11 protein-coding genes are annotated in these 23,805 nt (G+C 70.1%); 3 read left to right on the top strand and 8 right to left on the bottom strand.

Features of this window, described 5'->3' with window-relative positions:
* Positions 1–51 precede the first annotated feature (51 nt).
* From KY572_RS03430 to KY572_RS03415, 4 genes are all read right to left on the bottom strand, one after another.
* The gene (locus KY572_RS03430; RefSeq protein WP_224240688.1) at positions 52–5,082 is read right to left on the bottom strand and encodes an Ig-like domain-containing protein; all 5,031 of its coding nucleotides are present in this window, start codon (positions 5,080–5,082) and stop codon (positions 52–54) included.
* Between the two features lie 156 nt (positions 5,083–5,238).
* Positions 5,239–5,574: a hypothetical protein gene (locus tag KY572_RS03425; protein ID WP_224240687.1), complete on the bottom strand. Its 336-nt coding sequence runs from the start codon at positions 5,572–5,574 to the stop codon at positions 5,239–5,241.
* A gap of 72 nt (positions 5,575–5,646) precedes the next feature.
* On the bottom strand, positions 5,647–7,461 hold the full coding sequence (locus tag KY572_RS03420; protein ID WP_224240686.1) for a WD40 repeat domain-containing protein: 1,815 nt from the start codon (positions 7,459–7,461) through the stop codon (positions 5,647–5,649).
* A 415-nt stretch (positions 7,462–7,876) separates the two neighbouring features.
* Positions 7,877–10,942 carry an FG-GAP-like repeat-containing protein gene (locus tag KY572_RS03415; protein WP_224240685.1) on the bottom strand — a complete coding sequence of 1,022 codons (3,066 nt, stop codon included), beginning with the start codon at positions 10,940–10,942 and terminating at the stop codon, positions 7,877–7,879.
* A 384-nt stretch (positions 10,943–11,326) separates the two neighbouring features.
* Here KY572_RS03415 and KY572_RS03410 point away from each other — a divergent pair, with 384 nt between their 5' ends.
* Positions 11,327–14,551 carry a poly(A) polymerase gene (locus KY572_RS03410; protein WP_224240684.1) on the top strand — a complete coding sequence of 1,075 codons (3,225 nt, stop codon included), beginning with the start codon at positions 11,327–11,329 and terminating at the stop codon, positions 14,549–14,551.
* A gap of 12 nt (positions 14,552–14,563) precedes the next feature.
* Here KY572_RS03410 and KY572_RS03405 read toward each other — a convergent pair whose 3' ends face one another.
* Entirely contained in the window at positions 14,564–15,607 is a 1,044-nt protein-coding gene (locus KY572_RS03405; protein WP_224240683.1) for a lipid A deacylase LpxR family protein, read from the bottom strand.
* Positions 15,608–15,686: 79 nt separating this feature from the next.
* On the opposite strand from KY572_RS03405, the gene KY572_RS03400 reads away from it, so the two are divergent.
* Complete coding sequence (locus tag KY572_RS03400) at positions 15,687–16,133, top strand: ATP-dependent helicase HrpB (RefSeq protein WP_224240682.1); 447 nt, start codon at positions 15,687–15,689, stop codon at positions 16,131–16,133.
* Between the two features lie 790 nt (positions 16,134–16,923).
* The gene (locus KY572_RS03395; protein WP_224240681.1) at positions 16,924–17,202 is read left to right on the top strand and encodes a hypothetical protein; all 279 of its coding nucleotides are present in this window, start codon (positions 16,924–16,926) and stop codon (positions 17,200–17,202) included.
* A gap of 10 nt (positions 17,203–17,212) precedes the next feature.
* Here KY572_RS03395 and KY572_RS03390 read toward each other — a convergent pair whose 3' ends face one another.
* From KY572_RS03390 to KY572_RS03380, 3 genes are all read right to left on the bottom strand, one after another.
* On the bottom strand, positions 17,213–19,687 hold the full coding sequence (locus KY572_RS03390; protein WP_224240680.1) for a CARDB domain-containing protein: 2,475 nt from the start codon (positions 19,685–19,687) through the stop codon (positions 17,213–17,215).
* 192 nt (positions 19,688–19,879) lie between these two features.
* Complete coding sequence (locus tag KY572_RS03385; RefSeq protein WP_224240679.1) at positions 19,880–21,835, bottom strand: hybrid sensor histidine kinase/response regulator; 1,956 nt, start codon at positions 21,833–21,835, stop codon at positions 19,880–19,882.
* Positions 21,832–22,287, bottom strand: a complete 456-nt coding sequence (locus tag KY572_RS03380) for a response regulator (protein WP_224240678.1) — start codon at positions 22,285–22,287, stop codon at positions 21,832–21,834. The genes KY572_RS03385 and KY572_RS03380 overlap by 4 nt, the downstream gene beginning before the upstream one ends.
* Positions 22,288–23,805: the final 1,518 nt, after the last annotated feature.

The raw sequence follows: 23,805 nt of genomic DNA, 5'->3' as shown, positions 1-23,805 counted from the left end.
GTTCCCCGGGAGCCCTGGCACACCGGCCGGGCTCCCGGGCCTCGCGCCCCGCTACTGGGTGACGGTCATCGTCCCGAGCTGGGTGGACTCGAACGTGAGCCCGGTGTTGGTGCCCGCTCCGTTCAGGTCGCAGTAGGTCCACCGCATCCCGTTGTCGACGCTGAAGCGGAACGTGAACGCGTAGTTGTTGGGGGTAGTCAGCGAGTAGCTGGGCGCCACGAACGTGCCCATGAACTCGTCATTGTTGCTCTGGTGCGACGGGTTGTAGCTCGCCGGGAAGAAGCGCCAGGTGTTGTTGCTCCTCGGGTCGGTGCTGGCGTTGCCGTAGCCCACCTCGGCGATCCAGCCACCGGGCGGTCCCGGCTGCTCGGTGATGCCCGCCTCGTAGAGCTGCCCGTAGATCACCGGCGACGCCGAATTCGCCGCGACGATGATGCTGGCGGGGCTCTGGAGGTTGCAGAAGTCGGCCTCGTTCCCGCTGTTCGTCTCGTTCTCGTTGCCCGTGTAGGTGAAGGCCTGGCTCAGCACCACGTCGGGCACACCGACGACGGGTGAGTTGGTGAACGTCACGTCCACCTTCTCCACGGCGTTGAGCCGGTTGGAGACGGCGGTGCAGGTGGCCTGGGTGGACGACACGACGGTGCAGGGCCGCGAGCCGTTCTGGCCGAACGTCGCCGACAGGCTGGCGAACTGGGTGGGGGCGCTGGAGCCGGGCGAGAAGTCCGTTCCGGTGACCGTGATGTTGAGAGCGCCCGCCGTGGCCGGCCCGTCATCCGGAGTCATGCCCGTCACCGTGAAGTTCACCACGTCGTTGGGCTGGCCCGGCGTGGGGCTCGGATCGATGTGGAAGTCGTTGCGGTTGTGGCCGCTGTCCGTGCTCTGCGGGGAGCGGGCGATGGACGCCGCCCAGGTGGCCGAGGGCAAGGGCGTGTACAGCGCCGTGGCCGTCTCGTACATGGGCAGTCCGTTGTAGGCCGTGTTGTTGGTCCAGCTCACGCTCGTCAAGTCATGCCCCAGCGTGTCGAGCAGCGTCCCCGAGGCGGAGACGAGCTGGATGACGTCTCCGCCGCCATCCTCCATGTCCATGTCCCGGGCCAGCACGTCCACGCCCGGCGTGAAGCCCGGCACCTGGGTGGTGGTCACCGCCGCGTTGGCGTCGGCCACGAGGAGGATGCCGTCCACGGGGATGCGCCGGCCCGCGGGGATGACGAACTCGCCGTCCGTCTCGCCCGTCCCCAGGTTGCCATCCGCGTTGAGCCCGCCCGTCGGAGCCGTGGTGCCCTCCACGTCGGTGATCTTCGCCCCGCCGATGACGGAGCCACCCGGGCCGGCGATCTCCACGAACGTCTTCTGATCATCCGCGCCGGGGCCATCGATGATGGCCTCGTTGATGACGGCCACCTTGCAGCTGCCGTTGAGCGCGCCCAGGGTGTTGGTGACGCGCGAGCCCCTCACGCCGTGGCCATAGAAGCTCACGCACCAGTTGATGGCAGTGTCGTTGCCGGCCGCCGTGACGACGTCCGAGTCGAGCTGGGTGGTGTTGCCCGCGAAGCCGACGAACTGGACGGCGGTCAGCGGCACGTTCGGGTCGGTGGCGAAGGCGCGGAAGTCCAGCGCGTCCTCCAGGTTGCCCGCCGGAGCGGCATACAGGGCCAGCGCATCCCCGCTGTCGGCCATGGCCCACGTGGTGCCGGGCGCGCCGTAGACGAAGCCGGTGCCCACGGGGATGGCTCCGGAGGGGTTGGGGATGCCGTAGAGCACGCCATTTGCGGGCACCTCCACCGGCGTGCCGGCGGTGCCGTTCGGGTCGGTGATGGCGCGCACGTCCACCTCCTCGCCCGCGAGGTTGCGCAGGGTGAAGCCGTGCACGTCGATGGGGGCGTTGGTGGTGTTGCGCAGCTCGATGTACTCGGCGCCCAGCGTGTTGAACTCGCTGAAGATGATGCGGCCGGCCTGGCTGGCCGCCGTCACCGGCACGCAGGCCCCGGCGCTGCACGTCTCGTAGGACTGGCACGTCGTCACCGGGCTCGGGGTGTCCTGGCACACGCCCACCCCGCCGGAGTCCACGCAGGCGGAGGTGTAGCTCACCACCGTGCGGCCGTTGGCGGTGCAGCTGTTGGCCGGCGGCGTGCACGTCACGCCCGAGCACGGGTCTCCGCCCACCTTGGGGCTGTTGGACAGGCCGCTGGCGTTGCCCGCGCCGTCGATGACCTTGAGCGCGAAGAAGACCTCGGAGCTCAGGTCCAGGCCGGTGACGAGCGCCGACTCCGCCTCCCCGGTCGCCTTGGGCGGGGGGATGTTGAAGCGCGTGGCGGCGGCGAACTGGGCCTCGGTGGTGATGGCCGCGGAGGCGTAGCGCAGGTCGTAGCTGGCCGCCGTGCCCAGGTCGGCGTCATCGCCCACCGCCGTCCAGGTGACGGTGGCGCTGCTGGTGGACGTCACGGTCGCGGCGATGATGGCCACGCCCGGAGCAATGCCGTCCACGATGTTGAAGGGGGCGCTCGAGGCTCCGGTGAGGCCCGGGGCGATGGCCTCCAGCCGGAAGCCGGTGCCCTCCTGGTCGATGGACAGGTCTCCGAAGGAGGCCACGCCATTGGACGGATCCGCGTTCTGCGTGCCGCTCAGCGCGGCGGTGGGGTTGCCGCCGGACAGCCCCAGCGTCACGGTGGGGCTGAAGGCGGTGGTGTTGTTGCCGAAGGCGTCCTTGAGCACCACGGCCACCTCGGCGAGCGGCGTGCGGACCGAGCCATTCACCGGCTGCACGGAGAAGGCGAGCTGCTGCGGCTCGCCCGCCTCGATGATGCCCCACGGGAGGGTGGCCCCGGTGACGGACTGCGTGCCGGACACGGTGACGCTCTGCGGGCCCGCGGTGCGCAGCTCCACGGAGAACTCCGCGGTGCCCATGTCGGTGGCCGAGAAGGTGTAGTCCGCCGGCAGCACCGCCTGGGCGTCCGAGGAGGTGAAGTGGACGGTGCCCAGGTAGCCGGTGGCCACGTTGTTGAAGGCGTCATGCACGGTGAGCTTCACGGTGCCGGGTGTGCCGGCCGTCTGGGGGAGCGACAGGCCGACCAGCTCGAGGCTGGCGCCGGGGGCCGGCTGGATGGCGAACGCGTTGCTCTGCACCGTGGGCAGCGAGCCGGAGGAGGCCTGGAAGCGGTAGCCCGAGCCCGCGGTGTCCACGCGCAGGGTGCTGAAGGTGGCCACGCCATTCACCGCGATCGTCGAGGCGGTGTACACAGGGCCGTTGAGCAGGCTCAGGGTGACGGCGGAGTTGGCCGAGGTGACGGTGTTGCCGTCGGCGTCCTGCAGGGCCAGGCGCACCTGGGCCAGGTTGGAGCCCGCGGTGCCGTCCGCCGGCTGGGTGAGGAAGGCGAGCTGGGTGACGACGGGGTTGTCGGTGGACACCGGCAGGGTGGCCGAGCGCACCGTGTTGCCCACGTTGTCCGTCACCTTCAGGGCCACGTAGTAGGTGGAGCTCGGGGTGAGCCCGGAGAGGGTGACGGACTCCGGGCTGCCGGCCGCCTGGGGCGCGCCCGTCGTCACCTGCGTGGCGGCGGCGAAGTCCGCGTCCGTGACGATGTTGGAGGTGGAGTAGCGCAGCTCCTGGCTCGTCACGGTGCCCAGGTCGCCGTCATCGCCCACGGCGGTCCACCGCACGACGATGGAGCTGGCCGTGGTGGCGCCCTGGGAGAGCACGGGCACCGCCGGGGCCACGTCATCCACGACATTGAAGGAGGCGCTGGAGGCGCCGGTGAGCGAGCCGGCGGTGGCGGCCAGGGTGTAGCCGTTGCCCTCCTGGGCGACGCTCAGGTTGGAGAAGGTGGCCACGCCGTCCACGGGGGCCACCGTCGTCGTCCCGCCGAGCCCCCCGCTGGCCGGGGTGAGGGCCACGGTGATGGAGGGCGAGGAGACGGCGATGACGTTGCCGAAGCCATCGGTGATGGCCACGGCCACCGGCCCGAGCGCGGCGCGCACGGAGCGGTTGCCGGGCTGCTGGGTGAAGGCGAGCCTGGAGGCCGCGCCCGCCACCACCTGCACGGTGGCCGAGGTGGTGAGGGCCGCGTTGGCCGAGTCCGTCACCGTCAGCTGCTGACTGCCGGCGCGGTGGAGGGACACGTTCGTGAAGGCCTTCTCCCCGGCGTCCGCGGCGGTGAAGGCCGTGTCCGGCGGCAGCCCCGCGCTGGCATCCGTGGAGCTGAAGCGCAGCGTGCCCGTGTAGTTGGTGGCCAGGTTGGAGAAGGCGTCCTTCACCTTCACCCGCATGCTGAACGATCCGCCGGCGGGCATGCTGAGGGGCTGACCGCTCAGCTCCAGCACGGAGGGCGCCGCGGGCACCACGGCGAAGGTGGCGCTGGTGGCCGCGGTGAGCAAGCCGGAGGTGGCGCGCAGCGAGTAGCCCTCGCCGGCCTTCTTGATGCTGACGACGTCGGTGAAGCGCGCCACGCCGTCCACGGCGTTGACCGTCAGGGTGCCCTCGAGCTGCGCTCCCTCGGGGGCGCTGGCCAGCTCCAGCGTCACGGCGCCGGTGTTGCCGGAGGCCCTGTTGCCGTCCGCGTCCTGGAGGATCACCTCCAGCATCGGGCCCACCGGCGCGCCGGCAATGGCCTGGAGGCTCGCGGCGCCGAAGGCCAGCTTCGTGGCCACCGGGGGCACGAAGTCGATCGTCGGCCGGGCGGTGAGCGTCACCGGGCCGCCATCGTCATCCACCGAGGCCGTCACCCGCTTGGAGCCCACGCCGCTGGACACCAGCGTCGCCATCATGACTCCCTGCGCGTTGGTCAGGCCGCTGGGGGGCGTCAGCGTGTTGCCCTCGCCGCTCACCTCCAGCCGCACCGTGCGGTCGGCCATCGCCGAGCCGTCCTCCTTCACGACGGTGACGGTGATGGTGACGGAGTCCTTGCCGTTGGCCGTCACGTTGGCGGCGCGGCTCACCTCCACCTTCGAGCGGGCCGCGTCCGGCAGCTCCTTCTGGGGGAAGATGGGCGTGGGAGTATCTCCACCGCCGCAGCCAACGACCGAGATGCCCAGCGCGAGCACCACGAGTTGGAGCCACCAGCGCAGGGGGAGGGACAGAGATGCCATACAGGCCTCGAGGTGGGAGAGGAGAAGGCGCGCGCGGTCATCCCAGCGCGAGCCCGGGTTTTGTACCTGACATCCCTCGGTGGCAGGAAGGCACACCGAGCCAACCCTGCCGACGCCGGGTCGAAGTTGCCCCGCCAGGCAGCCGAGGTGTCTGATCTAAAGACGGCCCTTCACCTTCCACCAGAGCAGGCCGAGGAAGGAGTCAGGCAGCCGCTCGGGTGGCGCGAGCGAGTCGGACTCGCGCTGGCGCACGGGCGGAGGGAGCGGGCGGGAGCGCTCGGGCGAGGGCAGCGGCTCCGAGCGGCCGAGGCCACGGCTGGTGCGCTCCAGTGCCTCGGCAAACGTGCGCTGCTGCGGCACGCGCAGGTCGACGACGGCGGCACCGGAGACGCGCTCGGCGGAGCGGACGCGGGAGATGACGTCGGCGCTCTCGACGCGGCTGAGGCCACCAATCCGGCCTACGGGACCGCGAGCTCTGTGTCCGTGCGCCATGACGGAGGCCTCCTGGAGGGGAGCGTAACGGCTCGGTGGGCTCGCTGCCAGCCCACCGAGCGGGCAGCGCCGTCACCCGGGGCCGCGGCCCAGCCCGTGCCTGGAGAGCTCCCAGACGAGCGCCGTGCAGTCCCGGTGTCCCGTCACCCAGACGTCCAGTTTGGAGGAGAAGTCCTGGCACTCGATCTCGGGCACGAGCAGGAGCGTGCGGGGCTGCTCTCCGGTCATCGTGTCCTCGACGCAGAGGGCCGGGTTGCGCCAGGGGACGTAGAGCAGCTGGCTTCCATCCTGGGAGAGGGTCAGCTCGAGCGTGCGCGCGCGGCGCGAGGCGAGCAGCTGGCCCGTGGCCACGTCCCAGATCTGCAGCATGGGCTGGCCGGGTCCGTCATCCGGGTAGTCGGTATCCAGGAGGCCGACGGAGAGCAGGCGCCGCCCATCCGGGAAGAAGCGCAGCCGGTGCACGGAGGAATCCGCCGGCTGGACCTTGCGGATCAGACGGCCGTCCGACGTGTTGAAGAAGAGGACCGTCCCGTCCATGGCGGCCACCGTGAGCAGCTGGCCATCCGGAGAGAAGGCCAGCGCGGAGAGGTACGAGGCGGCGCCGGTCTCGATGGAGAGCAGACGCCTGCCGCTCGGTACGGCCCACACGGAGACGTTACCGCCCTCGAGCAGGCACGTGGCCACCGACTGGCCGTCGGGAGAGAAGACGAGCGCCTGGAGGCGATCGACCGCCTTGAGGCGGCCGTCGTGCGCGGGAAAGGAGTGGACCACGCGGCCCTCGCCGCAGGACCACAGGTGGACATGGCTCTTCACGGTGCCCACCGCGAGCCAGCGCCCGTCCGGAGAGAAGCGCACACAGTCCTTGGCGGCGGCCAGCTCGAGGACTCCGAGGCTCTGTCCCCAGGACAGGTCCCAGATTCCCACGGCGCCGCTATCATCGGAGGTGGCGGCGAGCTTTCCGTCGGGAGAGACGGCCACGCTCAGCACGGGCATGGAGTGGCTGTCGCGAACGGGATCGACTTCACCGGTGGCCAGGTTCCAGGTGCGCAGCGCATGGCCCTCGCGCACCACCACATGCGCGCCATCCGGGGAGCCGCTCAGGGCGGTGAGCGAGTGCACGACGCCCACGGGCATCGAGGTGCTGGCGCCGGTGGCCAGGTCCTGGGTGCGCAGCGCGGAGCCATCGAGCCACGCCAGCCGCGCGCCCGGGCCGACGAAGCCGAAGCAGGGAGTGCCGAGGTAGCCAGGCTCGGAGGACGCGCCGAGCGCGGGCAGATCCTGGAGTTGCACGCCCCGCTCCACGTCCCAGATGCGGATGCGCGGCTCGTGATGGAGCGCGGCCGAGGCCAGGAGGGTGCCATCCGAAGAGAAGGCGAGGTGGCCCACCGTGCCGGTGTGGCCCATGAGCGGGGGGCGGAGCTGGCGCGCGACGACGTCACAGATGTGGATGCGCATGTCCCCGACGCTCCAGGCCACGCGCCGGCCATCGGCGGACATGGCGACGGCCTTGTGGGCGCCCGGCCCACCGAAGGTGCCGGAGAGGGGCCGCGCGCGCCCGAGCACGCGCCCGTGGGTGGTGTTCCACACGCGGATGGCGCCCTGCTGATCCACCATGGCGACGTGCTGACCATCCGCGGAGAAGGCGCCTTCGTCGGCCCAGGGAGCGTCCTGCGCCTCCAGCTGGAGCACACGGCCGCGGGCGTACTCGAGGACGGCGGCCCTGCCGCCATGCAGCTGGCACGCCACGCGGATGCCCTCGGGGGTCCAGCTGAGCGCGATCATGCGCCCCACTTCGTCCGAGAGCGAGCGAAGGGCCTCGAGGTGGCGGCCGGTCCGCACCTCTAGGATGTGGAGCCTGGGAAGGCGCTGGCCGTCCTGCACGAGCATCCGCTCTCCGTCGGGAGAGAAGACAGGAGGAAGGGCGCCCAGGCCGGAGCGAAAGCGGGTGGACCCCAGGCGGAGCCGGGCTCCGACTGGCAGCGTGTCGGCGTCCATGAATGGAGCCGATGCTAGTGCAGTCGGGGCCGGGCGGGCCAAACGAACGAAGGGCCCCGCCGGTCAGGCCCGCAGGACGGTGACCCTGCGTCCTCCAGCCGTGGTGGCGAGGCTGACGCGGGTCCGCACCCGTGTCCGGTGCCCCCGTGCCGGGCGAAGCCGGTCCGAACTGGTCTGCTTGTCATACCAGTTCGGTACCGGTTCGCGACCAGGGCGCCTCCCTGGCAGGGGCTCGCACTTCTTCGGAATGACTGAGCTCGGCCCGGCAGGGGAGGCCACCGTGGAGCCTCCCCCGCCTCGGCGCGGCTCAGTTGCAGCTCGGGCTACCGCCAGAGTTGGGCGGGCACCCGGTGCCGACGCAGTACTTCACGCCGCTGTCCACCACGGGGTGGTTGTTGGACTGGTCGTGCGGCACGTACACGTGGCACGTGCTCTGGGCGCTGCTGTCCGACGAGCTGCTGACAGAGTAGTAGACGGTGTAGACGCGACCGTCACCGGTGCCCTCGCGCTCGGCGCGCACCTTCACGGACTTGCCGTCCGCGGAGATGACGATGTCATCGCAGGTGCGGCCGTCGCCGTTGCCGTTGGCATCCTCCACCTCGTCCGAGGCCACGGCATAGATGGTGCCGTACTGCTCCACCGGCAGCGAGACGCCGCAGGCGTTGTGGGCCGGGCCGGCGCACTCGGAGAGCGCGATGTTCACGTACTTGTGGTTGGGAGGCCACAGCTCGCCACCCAGGTCCGGACCCGGCACGGGCGCGCCCGAGGAGCCCTCATCGCCCACCGTGACGGGGAAGCCGCACGAGGCCGTGTTGCCGGCCCCATCGGTCGCCGTGCAGGTGACGTTCGTCGTGCCCACCGGGAACTGGGAGCCCGAGGCGTGCGAGCAGCTCACCGTGGCCGCGCCGCAGCTGTCGGTGGCCGTGACGTTGAAGGTGGCCGTGGGGCCACCCTCGGCGCACGCATCCACCGAGACAGCCTCCGGGCAGCTGATGGTCGGCGGGGTGGTCTCCTTGCGAACCGTCACGTTGAAGGTGCACATGGAGGTGTTGCCCGCGCCATCCGTGGCGGTGCAGGACACGGACGTGGTGCCCACCGGGAAGTTGGCGCCCGAGGCGTGCGAGCACTGGACGGGAGCCGGGCCGCAGTTGTCGGTGGCCGAGGCCTGGAACGTGGCGGCGGCGCCCTCGGTGGAGCAGACATCGATCGCCTGCGAGGCGGGGCAGGCCAGGGCGGGAGGCGTGGCATCCACCACGGTGACGGTGCCCACGCACTGGGCCGAGGCGGCGCCATCATTCGCCGTCACGGTGACGGGGTGGCCGCCCAGGCCGAACGGACCGGCCGGAGCCTCGGAGACGGTGAACGGGCCGGGCTGCTGATCCGGATCGTAGCTGCCGTTGTTGACGGTGCCGGAGCCCTGGCACGAGGCGTCCGCGTTGACGGTGACGTTGCGGCAGATGGCCACCGGCGGCTGGTTGGCCGGCGGCGCGCCGCACGTGAAGTCCACGGTGCCCGCGGCGCTGTTGTTGCCCTCGTTGCACTCGGTGTTCTGACCACCGCCGGTGCCGTCATCATCCGCGACGATGAAGACCTGGTTGGCACCGGCGGGAGGCTGCGCGCCCACCGACAGGGAGACGGTGGTGCTGGTGCCCGGAGCGATGGGGGCAGGAACGGTCGTCACGCCCAGCAGCGAGCCACCGGAGGCGGGGTTACCCCGATAGAAGGACACCTTGAGGCCGCCGGCCACGGGGGTGGCGCCCTGGTTGGTGATGGTGGCGCTGAGGTTGAGCGTGGAGCCGTCGCACGCGCCGCTGGCCGACGAGACGGTGAGGTCCGCGGCGGCATAGGGGCTGTCACCATCGCCGAAGTGGTTGGCCACGTTGGAGCGGAAGGTGTTGAGCCGAGGCCGCTGCCAGTGCTTCACCGGCTGGGCGGGGATGGTGCCATCGTTGTTCACGTTGGTGATGGAGTAGGCGTGCTGGTTCCAGATGCCTCGGGTGCGCGCCCAGCCCTCGAGCCGATCGTGGTACACGCGGATGCCGTGGTACGGCGGGTACGCCAGGTCATTGGCGGCCACGACGATGTCGGCGGCCAGGTCTCCGTCCACGTCGGCGATGACGGGGTTCTCGTGGGTGGTGCCCGTGCTGTGCCGCGTCTGGAAGCGCACCGCGCCGGTGGCGCCGTTGTAGATGCGCAGCGACACCTCGTCCACGTAGACGAACTCCATGTTGCCGTCGTCCTCGAAGTCGAACGCGGAGGCGGTGGACTTGCCGGAGCTCCAGTCCTGGACGGTGCTCGTCCACTTCAGGGTGCCGTCGCTCTCCAGGACGCTGAGGGCGTTGTCGCCGACGATGGCGATCTCCGGCAGGCCGTCATGGTCGACGTCGGCCAGCGAGGGGCCGCCGCCGCAGCCATTCACGCAGCCGCCGGGGATGTCCTTGGTCCACAGCAGGCCGCAGTCATCATCGAGCAGGCTCACCTTGCCGTGGCCGGCCACGACGATCTCACCCTTGGTGTCGCCGTCGAAGTTGCCCACCGCGGCCAGGCCGTGGGGGATGTTGGTGTTGGCGCACTTGAGGCTGCCATCGGCGCGGTACACCGAGCGGCCGTTGACCAGCTCCTGCTTGCCGTCCCCGTCGATGTCGGCTCCGAAGGACACGGGGCCCGTGTACTGCGCTCCGCCCATCCCGTCCGAGCCCACCCACTTCAGCGCCCCCGTGTTGCTGTACACGCGGTTGCCGTCGAGGATCTCCACCGTCCCGTCGCCGTCCAGGTCCGCCAGCGAGGGGCCGCCCCACTCGTTGTAGTCGAACGCGTCCTCGGCCGTGCGGAACTTGAAGGTGCCATCGTTCTCGTAACAGATGACGCCGCGCCCGTTGTACGGGATGCCGCAGATCTCCACCTTCCCGTCGTTGTCGATATCTCCCACCGCGATGCTCGCGGCGCCCTTGATGCGATAGGCCGGATCGATGACGGCCCACAGGTCGTGCCCATCGTCGCCGCTGATGGCGCGCAGCACGCCCTCCTTCCAGTCCACCTCATCTCCCGGAGCGTCCTTGAAGGAGCTGAAGATGATGTCGGGGATGCCGTCCTGGTTCACGTCGGCCACCGCCGGCGTCATCATCACCTGATTGAACTCGGGCAGGATGGAGCTGCCGGTCCACGCCCACTGCAGCTCGGGCTCGAAGTTCGGCGTGAAGGGCGGAACCACCTCGCAGGACTCGTCCGCGAGGTTTCCCGCGGCGCGGGCTCGCGCCCCGTCCTCGGAGCTCGTCTTGCTGCAACCTCCACCCACGGCGAGCGCCAGCAGCGCTGCCATCAGCCTCCCGCGTGCGAGGCTCGTGATTCCACGGATGCCGCGTGCTGCATGCATGTCGCGTCTCCTCGGTCGGGCATTCCCAACGTCCGCTGCCGACCACAGCGCGCGGAATCTTGGAGGCGACTCGTTTTCTCGTTATCCAAGAAAAAACGGAACACTCCTTTCTCCACAGAAACCTCCCTTAAAATGCGCAACCCGCTCGGAGTTCTCCGCTGGCGATGTAGCGCCTGAACTGTCGTGGCGACGAAGGTGAGAGGTGGACGCAGGCCTCGCGACGCGCACCGCGCGAGCCCCGCCAGCCCGGAGCAACGTGTCAGCCTCTTCACCAGGGGGGCGTCATGAGCGGCCGCGCGGGGCTCCTTCCTGCGTACGCTCGGCATGCGCTGGCCCCGAAGCCCAGGGCCCTCCGAGTGCTCCCCTGTCGCGAGGATCGCCGTCATGTCTCACGATCGCTTCACGACGAGCCGCGAGGTCTACCACCGCATCCGCTGGGATCCTCGGCTCGACGCGCGCGAGTTCGTCGTCGGCTACGACGCGCACACCGAGGAGATGGAGGAGATGCCCTTCGAGGCCTTCGTCCCCGACGGAGAGATTCCGTGGCACCGCGTCTGGTACTTCCGCCGAGGAGCCGACGTGGTGTGGGACCGGCGCAAACGCATCGATCTGCTGGCCACGCTCGTTCCTCCGGCACCGGAGCCGGAAGCTCCCGAGCCACCGCAGCCGGCCTCGGCGCCGCCGTCACCCGCGCAGCGGCAACCGCAGTACCACGAGAAGCACCCCTTCACCCCGCTGCCCTCCTATCGCTACGACTCGCGGGCCCTGGCCTGGGTCGAAGCGCCGAGCCCCACCTCCAGTCCCGAGACGCTCCCCGCTCCAGCGGAGCTGAGCCTCGCCTCCCTCAACGTCCTCTTTGATTTGTACGAGCCGGAGCTGCTCGACACGCGGCGGCGCACCGTGGCGGCCATCTCGCTGCTGCGCTCGGTGGACGCCGACATCATCGCGCTGCAGGAGGTGACGGAGCCGTTCCTCCGCGAGCTGCTGGCCACGCCGTGGGTGCGCGAGCACTTCTTCCTCTCGGAGGGCCCTGCGGCCACCACCGTCACGCCGTACGGCCAGGTGCTCCTGTCCCGCTTCCCCTTCGTCTCGATGAGCCAGAGCGTCTTCAGCCGCGACAAGCGCATCCTCGCGGGACAGATCGCGCTGCAAGGCGGCTCGCTATGGGTGGCCACGCTGCACCTCACGAGCAACCGAGACCCATCGAGCGGCTCGGCGCGGGCCGCGCAGCTGCGGACGCTGGTGCACTGGGCGCAGTCGCTCGAGGCCAGCGGGCCGGAGGGCTCGGATCTGGTGGTCGCGGGGGACTTCAACTTCGGGGACGACGCGCCCGAGGTCCAGACGCTGGCCGAGGCGGGCTTCGTGGATGCCTGGACGACGCTGCGGCCGGGCGAGGCCGGGTACACGTACGACCCATCGCGCAACGCGATGGCGGCGCTGACGACGTCCCTGGGCCACAGCCAGCGCTTCGATCACGTGCTGGTGCGCTCGCCCTCGGGTCGGCTCACTCCGAGGAAGGTGGACCTCTTCGGTGAGGAGCCGATCTCCGGGCGCCCGTCTCCTGGAGGGGATCCGCTCTTCGTGTCGGACCACTTCGGGCTGAGCTGCACGCTGCTGCGAGATGCCGCCTCTCGAGCGGTGCCGACGCGGAAGCCCGTCCAGGGCCCGCCGCGGGTGCTCTCGGTGCCGCCGGTGCACCAGGCGGCGGTGGTGCTGATTCCTCCCGAGGAGTTGTGGGGCCCCATCGAGACCCTGCGCTCGCGGCATGACCGGACGTACGAGCGCTGGATGCCGCACGTGACGCTGCTCTATCCGTTCGTACCGGAGGAGCACTTCGCCGAGGCGGAGGCGCTCATCGCGGAGGCGCTGCGCGGCATCGAGCCCTTCCAGGTGACGCTCTCGGGCTTCAGCCACTTCGAGCACCGAGGCAGCGTGACGGCGTGGCTGCGTCCGGAAGACAGGCCGCACGGAGCGCTCACGGCATTACAGGCGGCACTGCAGGCGGTGCTGCCCCAGTGCGACGAGCAGGGCCGCAAGTCGGAGAACGGGTTCACGCCGCACCTGAGCGTGGGCCAGCTCAAGCGCTCGAGCCCGGCGGAGATCCGCCGCACGCTCTCCGAGTGGGAGCGGGACTGGAAGCCCCTCACCTTCGAGGCGCACGAGGTGTGCCTCATCAGCCGGCGGGGAGACGATCCGTTCGAGGTGCGACGGCGCGTGCCGCTCGGCGGAGGCCGCAAGCCGGGCCCGGGAGGGAACCGTGAGCCTCGAGGGCCCGGAGCCTCCGAGAAGCCCCCAGCGCGGCAGCCGGGTCCGCCCAAGGCAGCGCGCTCCGCCCCGGAGAAGACGGGGATGCTGCGAGAGGTGCTGGTGGCGCGCGGCGAGTGGGCGTCGAACGAGGCACGCCAGAAGCGCACCCAGGCGGTGGCCCGGCTCGAGGCGCTCTGCGAGCGACTCGGGCTGGGACTGCACCCGTATGGCTCGTATCTGCTCGGCACGGGCAGCGCGAGCAGCGACGTGGACGCGGTGGCCGTGGGCCCCTGCCACCTGTCGCGAGAGGACTTCGCGCGGACGCTCCTCCAGGCACTGTCCGAGCAGGGCGGCACGGCGAGCGGACGCTTCGTGGCGGACGCGGCGATTCCCATGGTGAAGCTGTCGCTCGACGGCGTGCACTTCGACGTGTCGTACGCGAGCTGCCCCGAGGGAGTGGAGCCCTGTCCGCCGGCGGAGCTGCTGGAGCGGCACGGAGAGCAGCTGGACATCGCCGGCTTCCGCTCACTCAACGGTTGGGCGGACACGAACGCGCTGCTCGAGGCCGTGGAGCGGGAGGGCGCTGGCTCCGAGCGCTTCCGCGTCGTGCTGCGAGCGGTGCGAGCATGGGCCAAGGCGCGCGGGGTGTACTCGCACGCGCTGGGATACCTGGGCGGGCTGTCCTGGGCGGTGATGGCGGCCTGGACGAGCATGCGAGCGCCCCGGGACGCGGCGAGCACGGACGAGCGCCTGCTGTCGTACTTCTTCGAGACCTTCGCCGCCTGGCGGTGGCCGCAGCCGGTGACGGTGACGCCCGAGACGGCGCGCTACAGCCCGCAGGGGAAGAGAGACCTGATGCCGGTGGTGGCCCCGGCGCTGCCACCGCGCAACACGGCGCGCAACGTGTCGCGCTCGACGCTCCAGGTGCTCCGAGAGGAGTTCACGCGAGCGCGAGAGCGCATCCTCCATGCAAGAGCCGAGGGAACGACGGCGGCCTGGGAGGCGCTGTTCGAGCCCACGGACTTCGCGACCGAGGCGCCCACTCGGCTGGTGGTGTCCGTGGAGGCGCCCTCGCCCGAGGCGCGAGAGATGGCGGGAGGCTGGGTGCTCGGACACCTCACGGCGCTGGTGTACCGGCTGGAAGGAGACCGTCGGCTCTTCGCGAGGCCCCTGCCGAACGCACGGCCCGAGGGCCCGTTCTTCATCGGCCTCTCCGCGAGAGGCGCCACGGGGAGCGAGGCGCTCTCCCCGAAGCCAGGCAGCGCCCTCATGAAGACGATGGAGGAGTTCCGCGAGTCCTTCCTCACGTGGAGCCACCGCCCACAAGAGGCATCACTCACCCTCCAGCTCACGCACCTCTGAGGCGAGACGCCGTCAGTGGAGGAATGAGAGCTGGAGCTGCGTGAAGCGGTGGCCGGAGAGGCGGGGGTCGGGAGGCTCGGCCATCTCCTGTGAGCGGAAGACCATGCTCAGGTCGAGCTGGAACCCGCCGGTGCGAAAGGCCCCGCCAAACTCGGAGTCTCCAACGAAGGGCGTCTTCCGGACGCTGACGCTCGAGCGGAAGAGCGTGCCATCCAGGAACAGGTTGCGCGCCACGAGCCGCCCCTGGCCGCGAGCGAAGAAGTAGGCCTCCCAGACGCGCTCCTCCTGGGGAGCGCGCGTGGCGTCCAGGGCCTGGACGACGGAAGGCATGATGGGCGCGAGCCCGAACGGCCGGGCGAGTACACCCACGCGCACGGTGGCGCCCACGCTTGCGTTGACGAAGACGGTGCCCAGCATGGCGCCAGCGGACCAGGAAGCGTCCAGATAAGGGCTCCACAGCAGGGTCTTCTCGCGCAGGGCGGAGAGGTGAAAGGCGGGCTCGGTGGGGAGCTGCTTCTCCCATCCGATGGGGAGCCGGGCCACGGTGCGGCCGAAGATGTTGTTCAGGGCGGAGTGCCACGCCCGCTGGGTCGGCCCCGCGCCCGAGGCCGGACCGGTGACGCCCACGGTAGCCTGGAGCGTGATGCGAGAGGAGTCCCTGGGCTCCAGGGCGGCATCGAGGTGCTGGAAGAGGAACCCGGCATGGAGCCATCCACCGTAGGGGCGATCATTCGGATCCGGGAAGACGTCCTCATCGGTGTAGGGGACGATGTGGCTGGGCGTGTACATGTTCTGCGCCAGCGAGCCACCGCAGAGGTAGCGGTGCTGGATGCCGTCGGGGAGACGCAGCGCCTGCGCGAGCTGCCGGCACCGATCGTACTCCCCATAGTGAGCCAGGCGGATGCCGTTCGAGTAGAAGCGATCGCTCTTGGCGAGGATGTCGTTCTCGACGTGGAGGGTGGTGACGAACGGCAGCTTCACCTCCACCGGGGAAGTGGTGGCGGCGGGAGCCTGGGCGAGGAGGGAGCAGGTCAGCAGCGCGAGGGCTGGCAGCATGTCGCCAGTGTAGCGCCCGAGGGTGTCAGCGTCTGAAGGGATACTGGCGATCCGCAAACACTTCACGGGAGCCAGAGCCATGACGGGTCCAATGACGGGAATCTCCTCCGCGCAGCTGGTGCAGCAGAAGCTGGCGGATCAGGACGCGGCGAAGGTGGGCAAGCAGGGCGAGTCGAAGTTCGACGCGGTGCTGGCGGACAAGGCGCAGGCGGCGGGGAGCGCTGACGCGGTGAGCAAGACCGGCTCCGTTCAGGGTCCGGAGTCGGTGCGCCAGGTGGAGAGCGTCGGGAAGACGGAGAAGCCCACGTTGAGCATGGTGTCCCACGTGGTGGGCGAGCTGGAGCAGGGACAGCTGCGGCTGGACAAGCTGATCGCGGCGGGAGTCTCGGGAAAGAGCTTCTCGAACGGCGAGCTGCTGTCGCTGCAGGCCTCCATGTACAAGTACACGCTGGAGCTGGACCTGACGAGCAAGGTCGTCGAGAAGGCCACCAGCGGGCTCAAGGACGTCGTCAAGACCCAGGTCTAGCCGGTAGAACCCGTCTCCCATGAGACGTCAGGCGATGCGAAGGGAGATGAGCGCAGGAGCCTGGAGCTTGATGCTCCTCCTCGGCACAGGCTGCGCTACAGTGCTCCGGCAGGCGGTAGCGCGGGACATGCACGAGAATTCCCGGCCGGGCGCGAAGGGGCCGAGTCTTTCCATGTCGCGTGACGTGCGAGGATCCCAAAGCTACAAGCCGCTAGTGCGCACGCTCTTGATCGGACTCCTGCTGCTGCCATGGGTCCTGATCATTGGTTCCGCCCTGCGTTCCAAGTCCCCTCCAGCGCCGAAAGCTCTCCCCCTGCTCCCTGCGAACCAGGCGCGCGCTCTGTCTTCGTATGGGAGTCCTTGTCTGAGTCCTCGGGAGTGCGAACCTCCGCTTGGATGCTACGAGCAAGGCGATACCGGAAGAGGGGTCTGCCTGAACACCGAGTGTGAGACCGACTCGCAGTGCGAACCTGGAGAGCTTTGTCGCACCTTCCGGACGATGGGTGACAGCCTGCCCATACGCAGGTGCGAACCAGGGGACGGCGAGAGTGTCGAGGGAGCCCCCTGTGCGCCATTTCTGACCTTCGCCCAGGACCGCTGTGTCCCTGGATTGCTCTGCAACCGAGGCTGGTGTGGTCGTCCCTGCCGACTCCAGGAAGCCTCGGACTGCCCGGAGGGCTTCTTCTGTCAGCAGGGGCTCAATGGCCCCTCGTGCGTTCCCACCTGTGAGTCGAGAGGGTGTCCCGAAGGTCTTCAGTGTGCTCGTGAGTCCGGGGGCATCTCCGTCTGCGTGCAGCTCCGCGGCAGCGACTGCTCTGGCGACTCGTGCCCCGACGGCTCTCACTGTACCTTCACCAACCTGCGCTTCGCGGACGCTGGCGTTGCCCTTCGTCAGGAGTGCATCGCTCCCTGCGGTGAGGGGCTGCCTTCCTGCCCCTCGAACCGGGTCTGTGTCGCCAGCCGCTGCCTGCGCACGTGCGATCCCCAGGGCCCCGACACCTGCCACCCCGAGGAGCGCTGCGTCCACCGCGTGGACCTGGGCGTCTCCCTGTGCAAGCAGGTCCGCTGAGCGCCCCGCGTCAGTGCACGCGGGCCCGAGGCAGGTTGCTCGGCGCCGGGAAGCCTCCGAACGTCTCCACTCCCGTCAGCCCCTGCTGCGAGCTCGTCCCGCACACCAGCGCCGACATGTCCGTGGCCCGCCGGCCCAGGTCATCGAAGCTCCGCCACGTCAGCGACCACGGGTCCCTCACCATCCCGCCCCGCAGGTACGCCGACAGCGCCGCCTGCCGCCCCGCCGCTCGCGGAGACACGTGCGTGAAGTCCGTCGCCGTCTCCCCCGCGTGACACCCGCTGCAGGTGTTGAGCGAGAACTTGTGCCGCGCCTCGGTGCTCACGCCCGGCGCCCGCCAGAAGATTCCCTCCGGCACCAGCGCCGACGCTCCCAGGAAGGACACGTTCCCGATGCGCTCTGGCACCATGTGCCGCTCGGCCAGGATGGCCGCCTGGTTCGCCCGGATGTAGTCGCTCAGCATGTTCGAGTTCTCGAACGTGAGCTCCGGCGTCAGCTTCACCGTCGCGGGCCGCAGCCCCGTCTCCGTCAGGTTGAACTCCCGCATCTCCCACGGCTCGGCCAGCGCCACCTCGTTGGTGCGGATCTGGTTGAGCGCGTTGCCGAACGGCCGGCCCGCCACCACTCCCGCCTTCGCGAAGCGGTCCGTCAGCGCCTGCAGCTTCGCGTTGTAGCTCGGGTGGCTCACTCCCAGCTGGCCCAGCTCATGCCAGTCCCGCGCCCAGCGCTGGATGGCCTCCGGGCTGCCTCCCGGCAGCGCGTACTCCAGGATGACCGTGAACTCGAGCGGGTTGCCCGCCGGATCCAGCACGCCGAAGATGAACCGCCCCTCTCCCGCCTGCACGCCCGGGTTGCGCAAGTCCATGCGGTTCATGATGGCCAGCAGCCGGAACGGCGCCTTGCTGAAGTCCAGCGGCCGGCTCGCCCCGCCGCTGCGCGACTCCCACGGCCCGAGCACCATCGACAGCATCTGCGGCCGCGCCGGCAGCGTGATGCCGTTGATCGTCTGCGGCGAGGCCCACGTCCTCAGCCACTGGCGCACCAGCGCGGAGGGGTCCTGCCCCCCGGCCATCGCCCTCATCAGCGTTCCGAAGCTCCACGCCCCGCCCGGCGCCGTCCGCACCGGATCCTCCACCACCGAGAGCGCCGTGATGGCCAGCTCCGCCTGGCGGCTGATGGTGCACACGGCCGGGCTGCACGCCTGGGTGGACTCGCAACCGTTGGTCGCGTTCCCGTCGCAGTCGAAGCGTCCCACCGCGCACGCCGTGCCGCACGTCCCCGCCACGCAGACTCCCAGCGTCTCACCCTGCGGCTGGCAGCTCGTCCCGCAGGTGCCACAGTGGCTCTCATCCTCCGTGAGGTTCACCTCGCAGCCATTGGCCAGGTTCCCGTCGCAGTCGGCCAGGCCCGGCGCGCACGTCGCGAACGCGAGCGCCTCGACGCACTCGGACTCGTTGCGCGCCGCATCCCGCGCCGCCACGAACACCTTGCGGCTCGGCACCGCGGTGGCCGTCGGGAACGAGAGCTCCGCGCTGAAGCTCCCCGCCGTGCTCGCGAGCACCGTGGCGGCCGGAGTGCCCACGCACATCGCGTCGACGAAGACTCCCACCTCGGCCCCGGCCTCCGTGGTGCCCTTCACCCGCAGCGTCTGCTGCGTCGTCCCGTACTCCCAGCGCGTCTCGGTGATCAGCGGCCGGGTGGGCGGCTGGGTGTCGATCTCGAATCCCTCCGGCGCGGCGATGCTGCTGCACGCCGAGCCGTTCCCCGCCTCGTCGAACGTCCGAGCCGAGTAGCTGGTCGCGGGGTTGCCGACGACGTCCACCGGCAGCTCGGAGTCCATGCGCGGGCCCGTGCTGGAGGCCGTCACGGCCGTGCCTTCACAGATGCCGCCGCGATAGACGCGGACGGTGACGTTCGGCTCGGAGCCGACCCGCAGCCGCGGCAGCTGCGTGGGGCCCGTGCTGGGCGCCCAGGAGAGCACCGGCGCGGGCGGCGCGGTGAAGTCCACGCGCACGGAGTTCCCCAGCCGGAAGTTGTCGGACTCGGCCGGCTCGCGGATGAGGTTGTCCGGGTCCGCGAGCGCCATCAGGAAGTACGTCCCCTCGGGCAGGTCCACCGTCCGCACCGGAGCGCTGGCCTCCCGGCAGTCTCCCGCCGTCAGGCTGATCCGCGCGCTGGTCGCCAGCCGCGTGTCTCGCGCATCCAGGCTGACATCCTTCGAGAGGAAGAAGGAGACCTCGACCCGGCCGGAGGCATCTCCCCAGTTGCACACCCGCGCCCGGAGCGATGCCTGCGACGACAGGCCCAGCGCGGAGGGGCTCGTCAGCGACTCGAGCGCGAAGTCCGCCCCCTCCGTGTCGCCAGGGTCATCGGGGAGCGAGGGCCCGTCCGGAAAGCCCGGATCGAAGTCGTCCCCATAGGGGTCCACGTAGCAGCCCGCGAGTGTACCCGCGAGCGCAAGCGCCAGCCACCGTCGCATCCGCATCAGAGGCCTGCCTTCAGGAGGTGAAGAGCCGTCGGTCCATCCTCCATCCCTGAGGACCCCTCGACCCGCCCATCCCGCGCCACGGACCTACCAGCAGCCTGGACGCGCGTGCCCGGAATTTATTCACGCCCCGTCAGGAGCGTTCACTCCCAGGCGTCGCCGCGCCCCCTACCTCGGGCCACCGGACACTTCTCAGGCCGGCGGCGCGGTGCCCTCGGCCAGCAGGGAGCGCACCAGCTCCTGGAGGTCCCTCGGCAGGAAGGGCTTCTCCACACACGGGTTCTTGGTATTGCTCAGGAACTCGCGGGCCCTGGGCGTGAAGGCCCCCCCCGTCAGGAACACCATCCGCGCCGCCAGCGCGGGCGAGTTGCGCGCCAGCGCCTCGTGCAGCTCGATGCCGCTCATCTCCGGCATCATGATGTCGCACAGGATGAGATCGAAGTGCTCGCCGCCCGTCAGCCGCGCATGGGCCTCGCGCGCGCTCGTGAGCGCCATCACCTCGTGGTCTCGCTGGAGCGCCCGGCGGATGGCCTGGCTGACCAGCGGCTCGTCGTCCACGATGAGGATCCGCCCACGCCGGGAGGACACGCCCTGGGACAGCTCCCGCACGGGCGGCGGCAGCACGGTGATGCTCGAGGGGGGCACCGCCGGCAGGACGATGCGGAAGACGCTGCCCCGCCCCACCTCGCTCTCCAGCTCCAGCCTGCCGCCCAGCGAGGTGATGAGGCTGCGGCAGATGGACAGGCCCAGCCCCGTGCCCGTGCCGTTGGGCTTGGTGGTGTAGAACGGCTCGAACACCTGCTCCAGCCGCTCCGGGGGAATGCCTACCCCCGTGTCGTGGATTTCGATCACCGCCTCCGCGCCCCGCAGCCGCGTGAGGACGCGGATCTCGTTGCGCTCCACCCCGCCCTCCGGGATGGCCTGGGCCGCGTTCACCAGCAGGTTCAGCAGCACCTGCCCGAGCTGCACCTCGTTGGCCATCACGCGCATGGGCTCGCCATAGTCGCGCACCAGCCGCGCGCGGTGGCGGATCTCATTGGTGGCCAGGCGCAGCGCGGACTCGAGCGCCTGGTGCACCTCCAGCGTGTCGCGCCGCAGCTCCTTCTCCCCTCGCGAGAAGATGCGGAACTGCTGGACGATCTCCCGCGCCCGGGCCGCGCCCAGCTGCGCGTCCGCCAGCAGCGCGCGCACCTCGTCCCGCTCGCCCACCGTCATCGCGATGCGCGGCAGCACGTCCGAGTCCAGGATGTGGAGGTTGGCCAGCACGTACGCCAGCGGGTTGTTGATGTCGTGGGCGATCATCCCCGCCACCATCCCCAGCGAGGCCATGCGATCGTTGAGCACCAGCTGGGCCTGCATGCGCTTGCGCTCGGTCAAGTCCCGCGCGATGCACATGGTGCACGGCTGCCCCTCGAACGCCACCGGGAACCGGGCCAGCTCCGCCGGGATGAACTCGCCCGTCGCGCGCACCAGCCGCAGCTCGCGGAAGGAGGGCTCATGCCCGTCCGTCTCCAGGGCGGCGTCCAGGTCCCTCAGCACCTCGTGGCGCTCCTCCGGGTGGAAGAAGCGCGCGGCGATGTCTCGCAGCTCCCGGCCCAGCAGCTCCGCCGCCGAGCCGCACCCCAGCAGCGTGACGAGCGCCGGGTTGACGTACGTCACCCGCCCGCCGTCGAGCACGCAGACGCCATCGGGCAGTCGCTCGATGAGCTCGCGGAAGCTCGCCTGGGAGCGGCGCAGCGCCTCCAGCGTGCGGGCGTGCTGCACCGTGTAGCGGATGGAGCGCTCCAGCAGCACCGGCGTCATCTGCGACTTCACCAGGAAGTCCGAGGCCCCCGCCTCCAGCGCCTGCCGGTCGACGTGGTGGTCCGACTGTCCCGTGAGCAGGATGATGGGGAGCCGGGCACCCTTGCGCCGCGCCGCCTCCATCAGCTCCAGCCCCGTGTACGAGCCCAGCCGGTAGTCCAGCAGACACACGTCATGGCGCCCGGACGCCATGGTCTCCAGGGCCTCCTCGGCGTCCTCCACCCACTCGAGCGACAGCCGCTCGTCGCGCAGCTCCCGCAGCGCATCGCGCACCAGGATGAAGTCATCCTGGTCATCCTCCACGAGGAGGATGCGCAGCGAAGGCACCGCGAGCTCCGCCTTCATTGAACGCTCGCGTGGGGGAGCCTGGCCGTCTCCAGCCAGTGCTCTCCGAGGACCCTGACGACCTCGACCAGCTTCTCGAAAGTGCCGGGCTTGGTGATGAAGCAGTTGGCCCCCAGCTCGTAGCTGCTCAGCACATCCTCGTCCGCGCTGGAGGTGCTCAGGACGATGATGGGGATGCGGCGCAGCTCCGGGTTGGCCTTGATCTCCTTGATGGCCTCGCGGCCGTCCATGCGCGGCATGTTCAGGTCCAGCAGGATGAGGCCCGGACGCGGCGAGGCACCCGGATCGCTGTAGCGGCCGCGCTGGTTCAGGTAGTCGAGCAGCTCCTCGCCATCCTCCACCCACTTCAGCTCGCCGTTGAGCTGGTTGCGGCGGATGGCATCCTGGGTGAGGTCGCGATCATCCACATCATCGTCGGCCATCAGGATGGTGACTGCCGTAGAGCGCGCCATGAGACCCCCTGGCCTCTTGCGAGGCTGTTCGCGTGGAGATGAGGCGTCGAGCGTGGCGCTCGGGCCTGCATCATTGCGTGCGGAGCTCTCACCAACCTGCCGCTCGAATGTCTCCGCGGCTCATGGTTCCGACCGACTCCGTGGTCTCAGTTGTACCTTGCCCACGAGGTCGGCTGGAAGGTACCCGCGGCCCCGCGCACCAGGGGCCGTGTACGCCCACCCCCTTGGGTCCGCTTCCACCTCCCCCCTTGGAGACGGACGGCTGACGGGTCAGCGGCAGGGATGACGGGGTGCGTCAATCACCTCGCCGCGCGTTGGGCGCCACCTGCCTGCCACGGCGTGGACGCCGCGGAATCCGCGCTGGTAGCGTCGAGGGTCCTTCACGGGAGGGGCAGATGCGTTGGCTCCGAGTGGGAGTTGTCGTCCTTTCAGTCATGGCAACGACCGGCTGCCCCTCTGAATTCGGCAACGACGGCCGCATTGCGAAGGCCGTCCACAAGGACGCGCAGGAGCAGGTCATCATCATCAAACGCTGCGGGGACCAGGAACGCACGCGGGTCTGCGCGCGTGGCAGGGAGACATCGAAGGAATGTCTCGAGTGCGGAGGGCCGCTGTAGGTGCGGACGAGGAGTTGGGGCAGGTGGATGACTGTCTTCGTGGGAGTGCTGCTGCCTCTGCCCCTGCTGGTGCTGCTGTGGGGGCTGCTCAAGCCAGAGGTGCCAGCGGATGGGCCCCCTGGGGTGCGTGTCAGCCCCATCCTCACCCCGGATCAGCGTATGCGCTTGATGACCTACGGGCGGCCCTGTGGTCCGGACCATGAGAAGTGTGAGCCGCCGCTGGGCTGCTTTTCCGATTCCCGCTACCCACGGACCACCTGCATCGACAGCGAATGCCAGACGGATGCGCAGTGCCAGGAAGGCGAGGTCTGTCGCCACATTGCCACCTGGGGAGACACCCCCCAGGTGCGCCGCTGCGTCCCCGTAGGCCCGCGCCAGGAAGGGGAAGGCTGCGTCACGCTTCCCTGGGACAAAGCGAATGCCTGCGCTCCTCAATGGCGGTGCAGCGGACGTGACTGGGCGTGGTGTGCCCGGCCTTGCCGCTTGGACGACAGCCAGGAGTGTCCAGAGGGCTTCTTCTGCGCGGACACCGTCCCCCAGCCCGCCTGCCTGCCCACGTGCGAAACGCGCGGATGCCCCTCAGGTCAGCAGTGCCTCCCCTTCGCTGAAGGCGTCTCCATCTGCGCGCAGGTGTATGGCCCCCAATGCCAGCAGACTCCCTGCCCGGATGGCCGCGAATGCAAAATGACCTATGAACCGTCACATCCAGGCAAGGTGTGGATGGAGTGTGTCGAGGAGTGTGGCGACGGGTTGCCGCCCTGCGGCCCTGGGAAGGTCTGCGACGGCTATCACTGCATGCCGGACTGTGATCCCCATGGCCCTGAGGTGTGCGGCGAGGGCTATCACTGTGGCCGCCGTTGGCACGACAGGCCGTACTCGTGTCAGCCCCTTTCCTGGGATG

The organism is Hyalangium gracile (assembly GCF_020103725.1).
In the GTDB taxonomy this organism is placed as follows: domain Bacteria; phylum Myxococcota; class Myxococcia; order Myxococcales; family Myxococcaceae; genus Hyalangium; species Hyalangium gracile.
The sequence above is the reverse complement of the archived record's forward strand: the minus strand, read 5'-3'. Positions and strand labels throughout refer to the sequence as shown.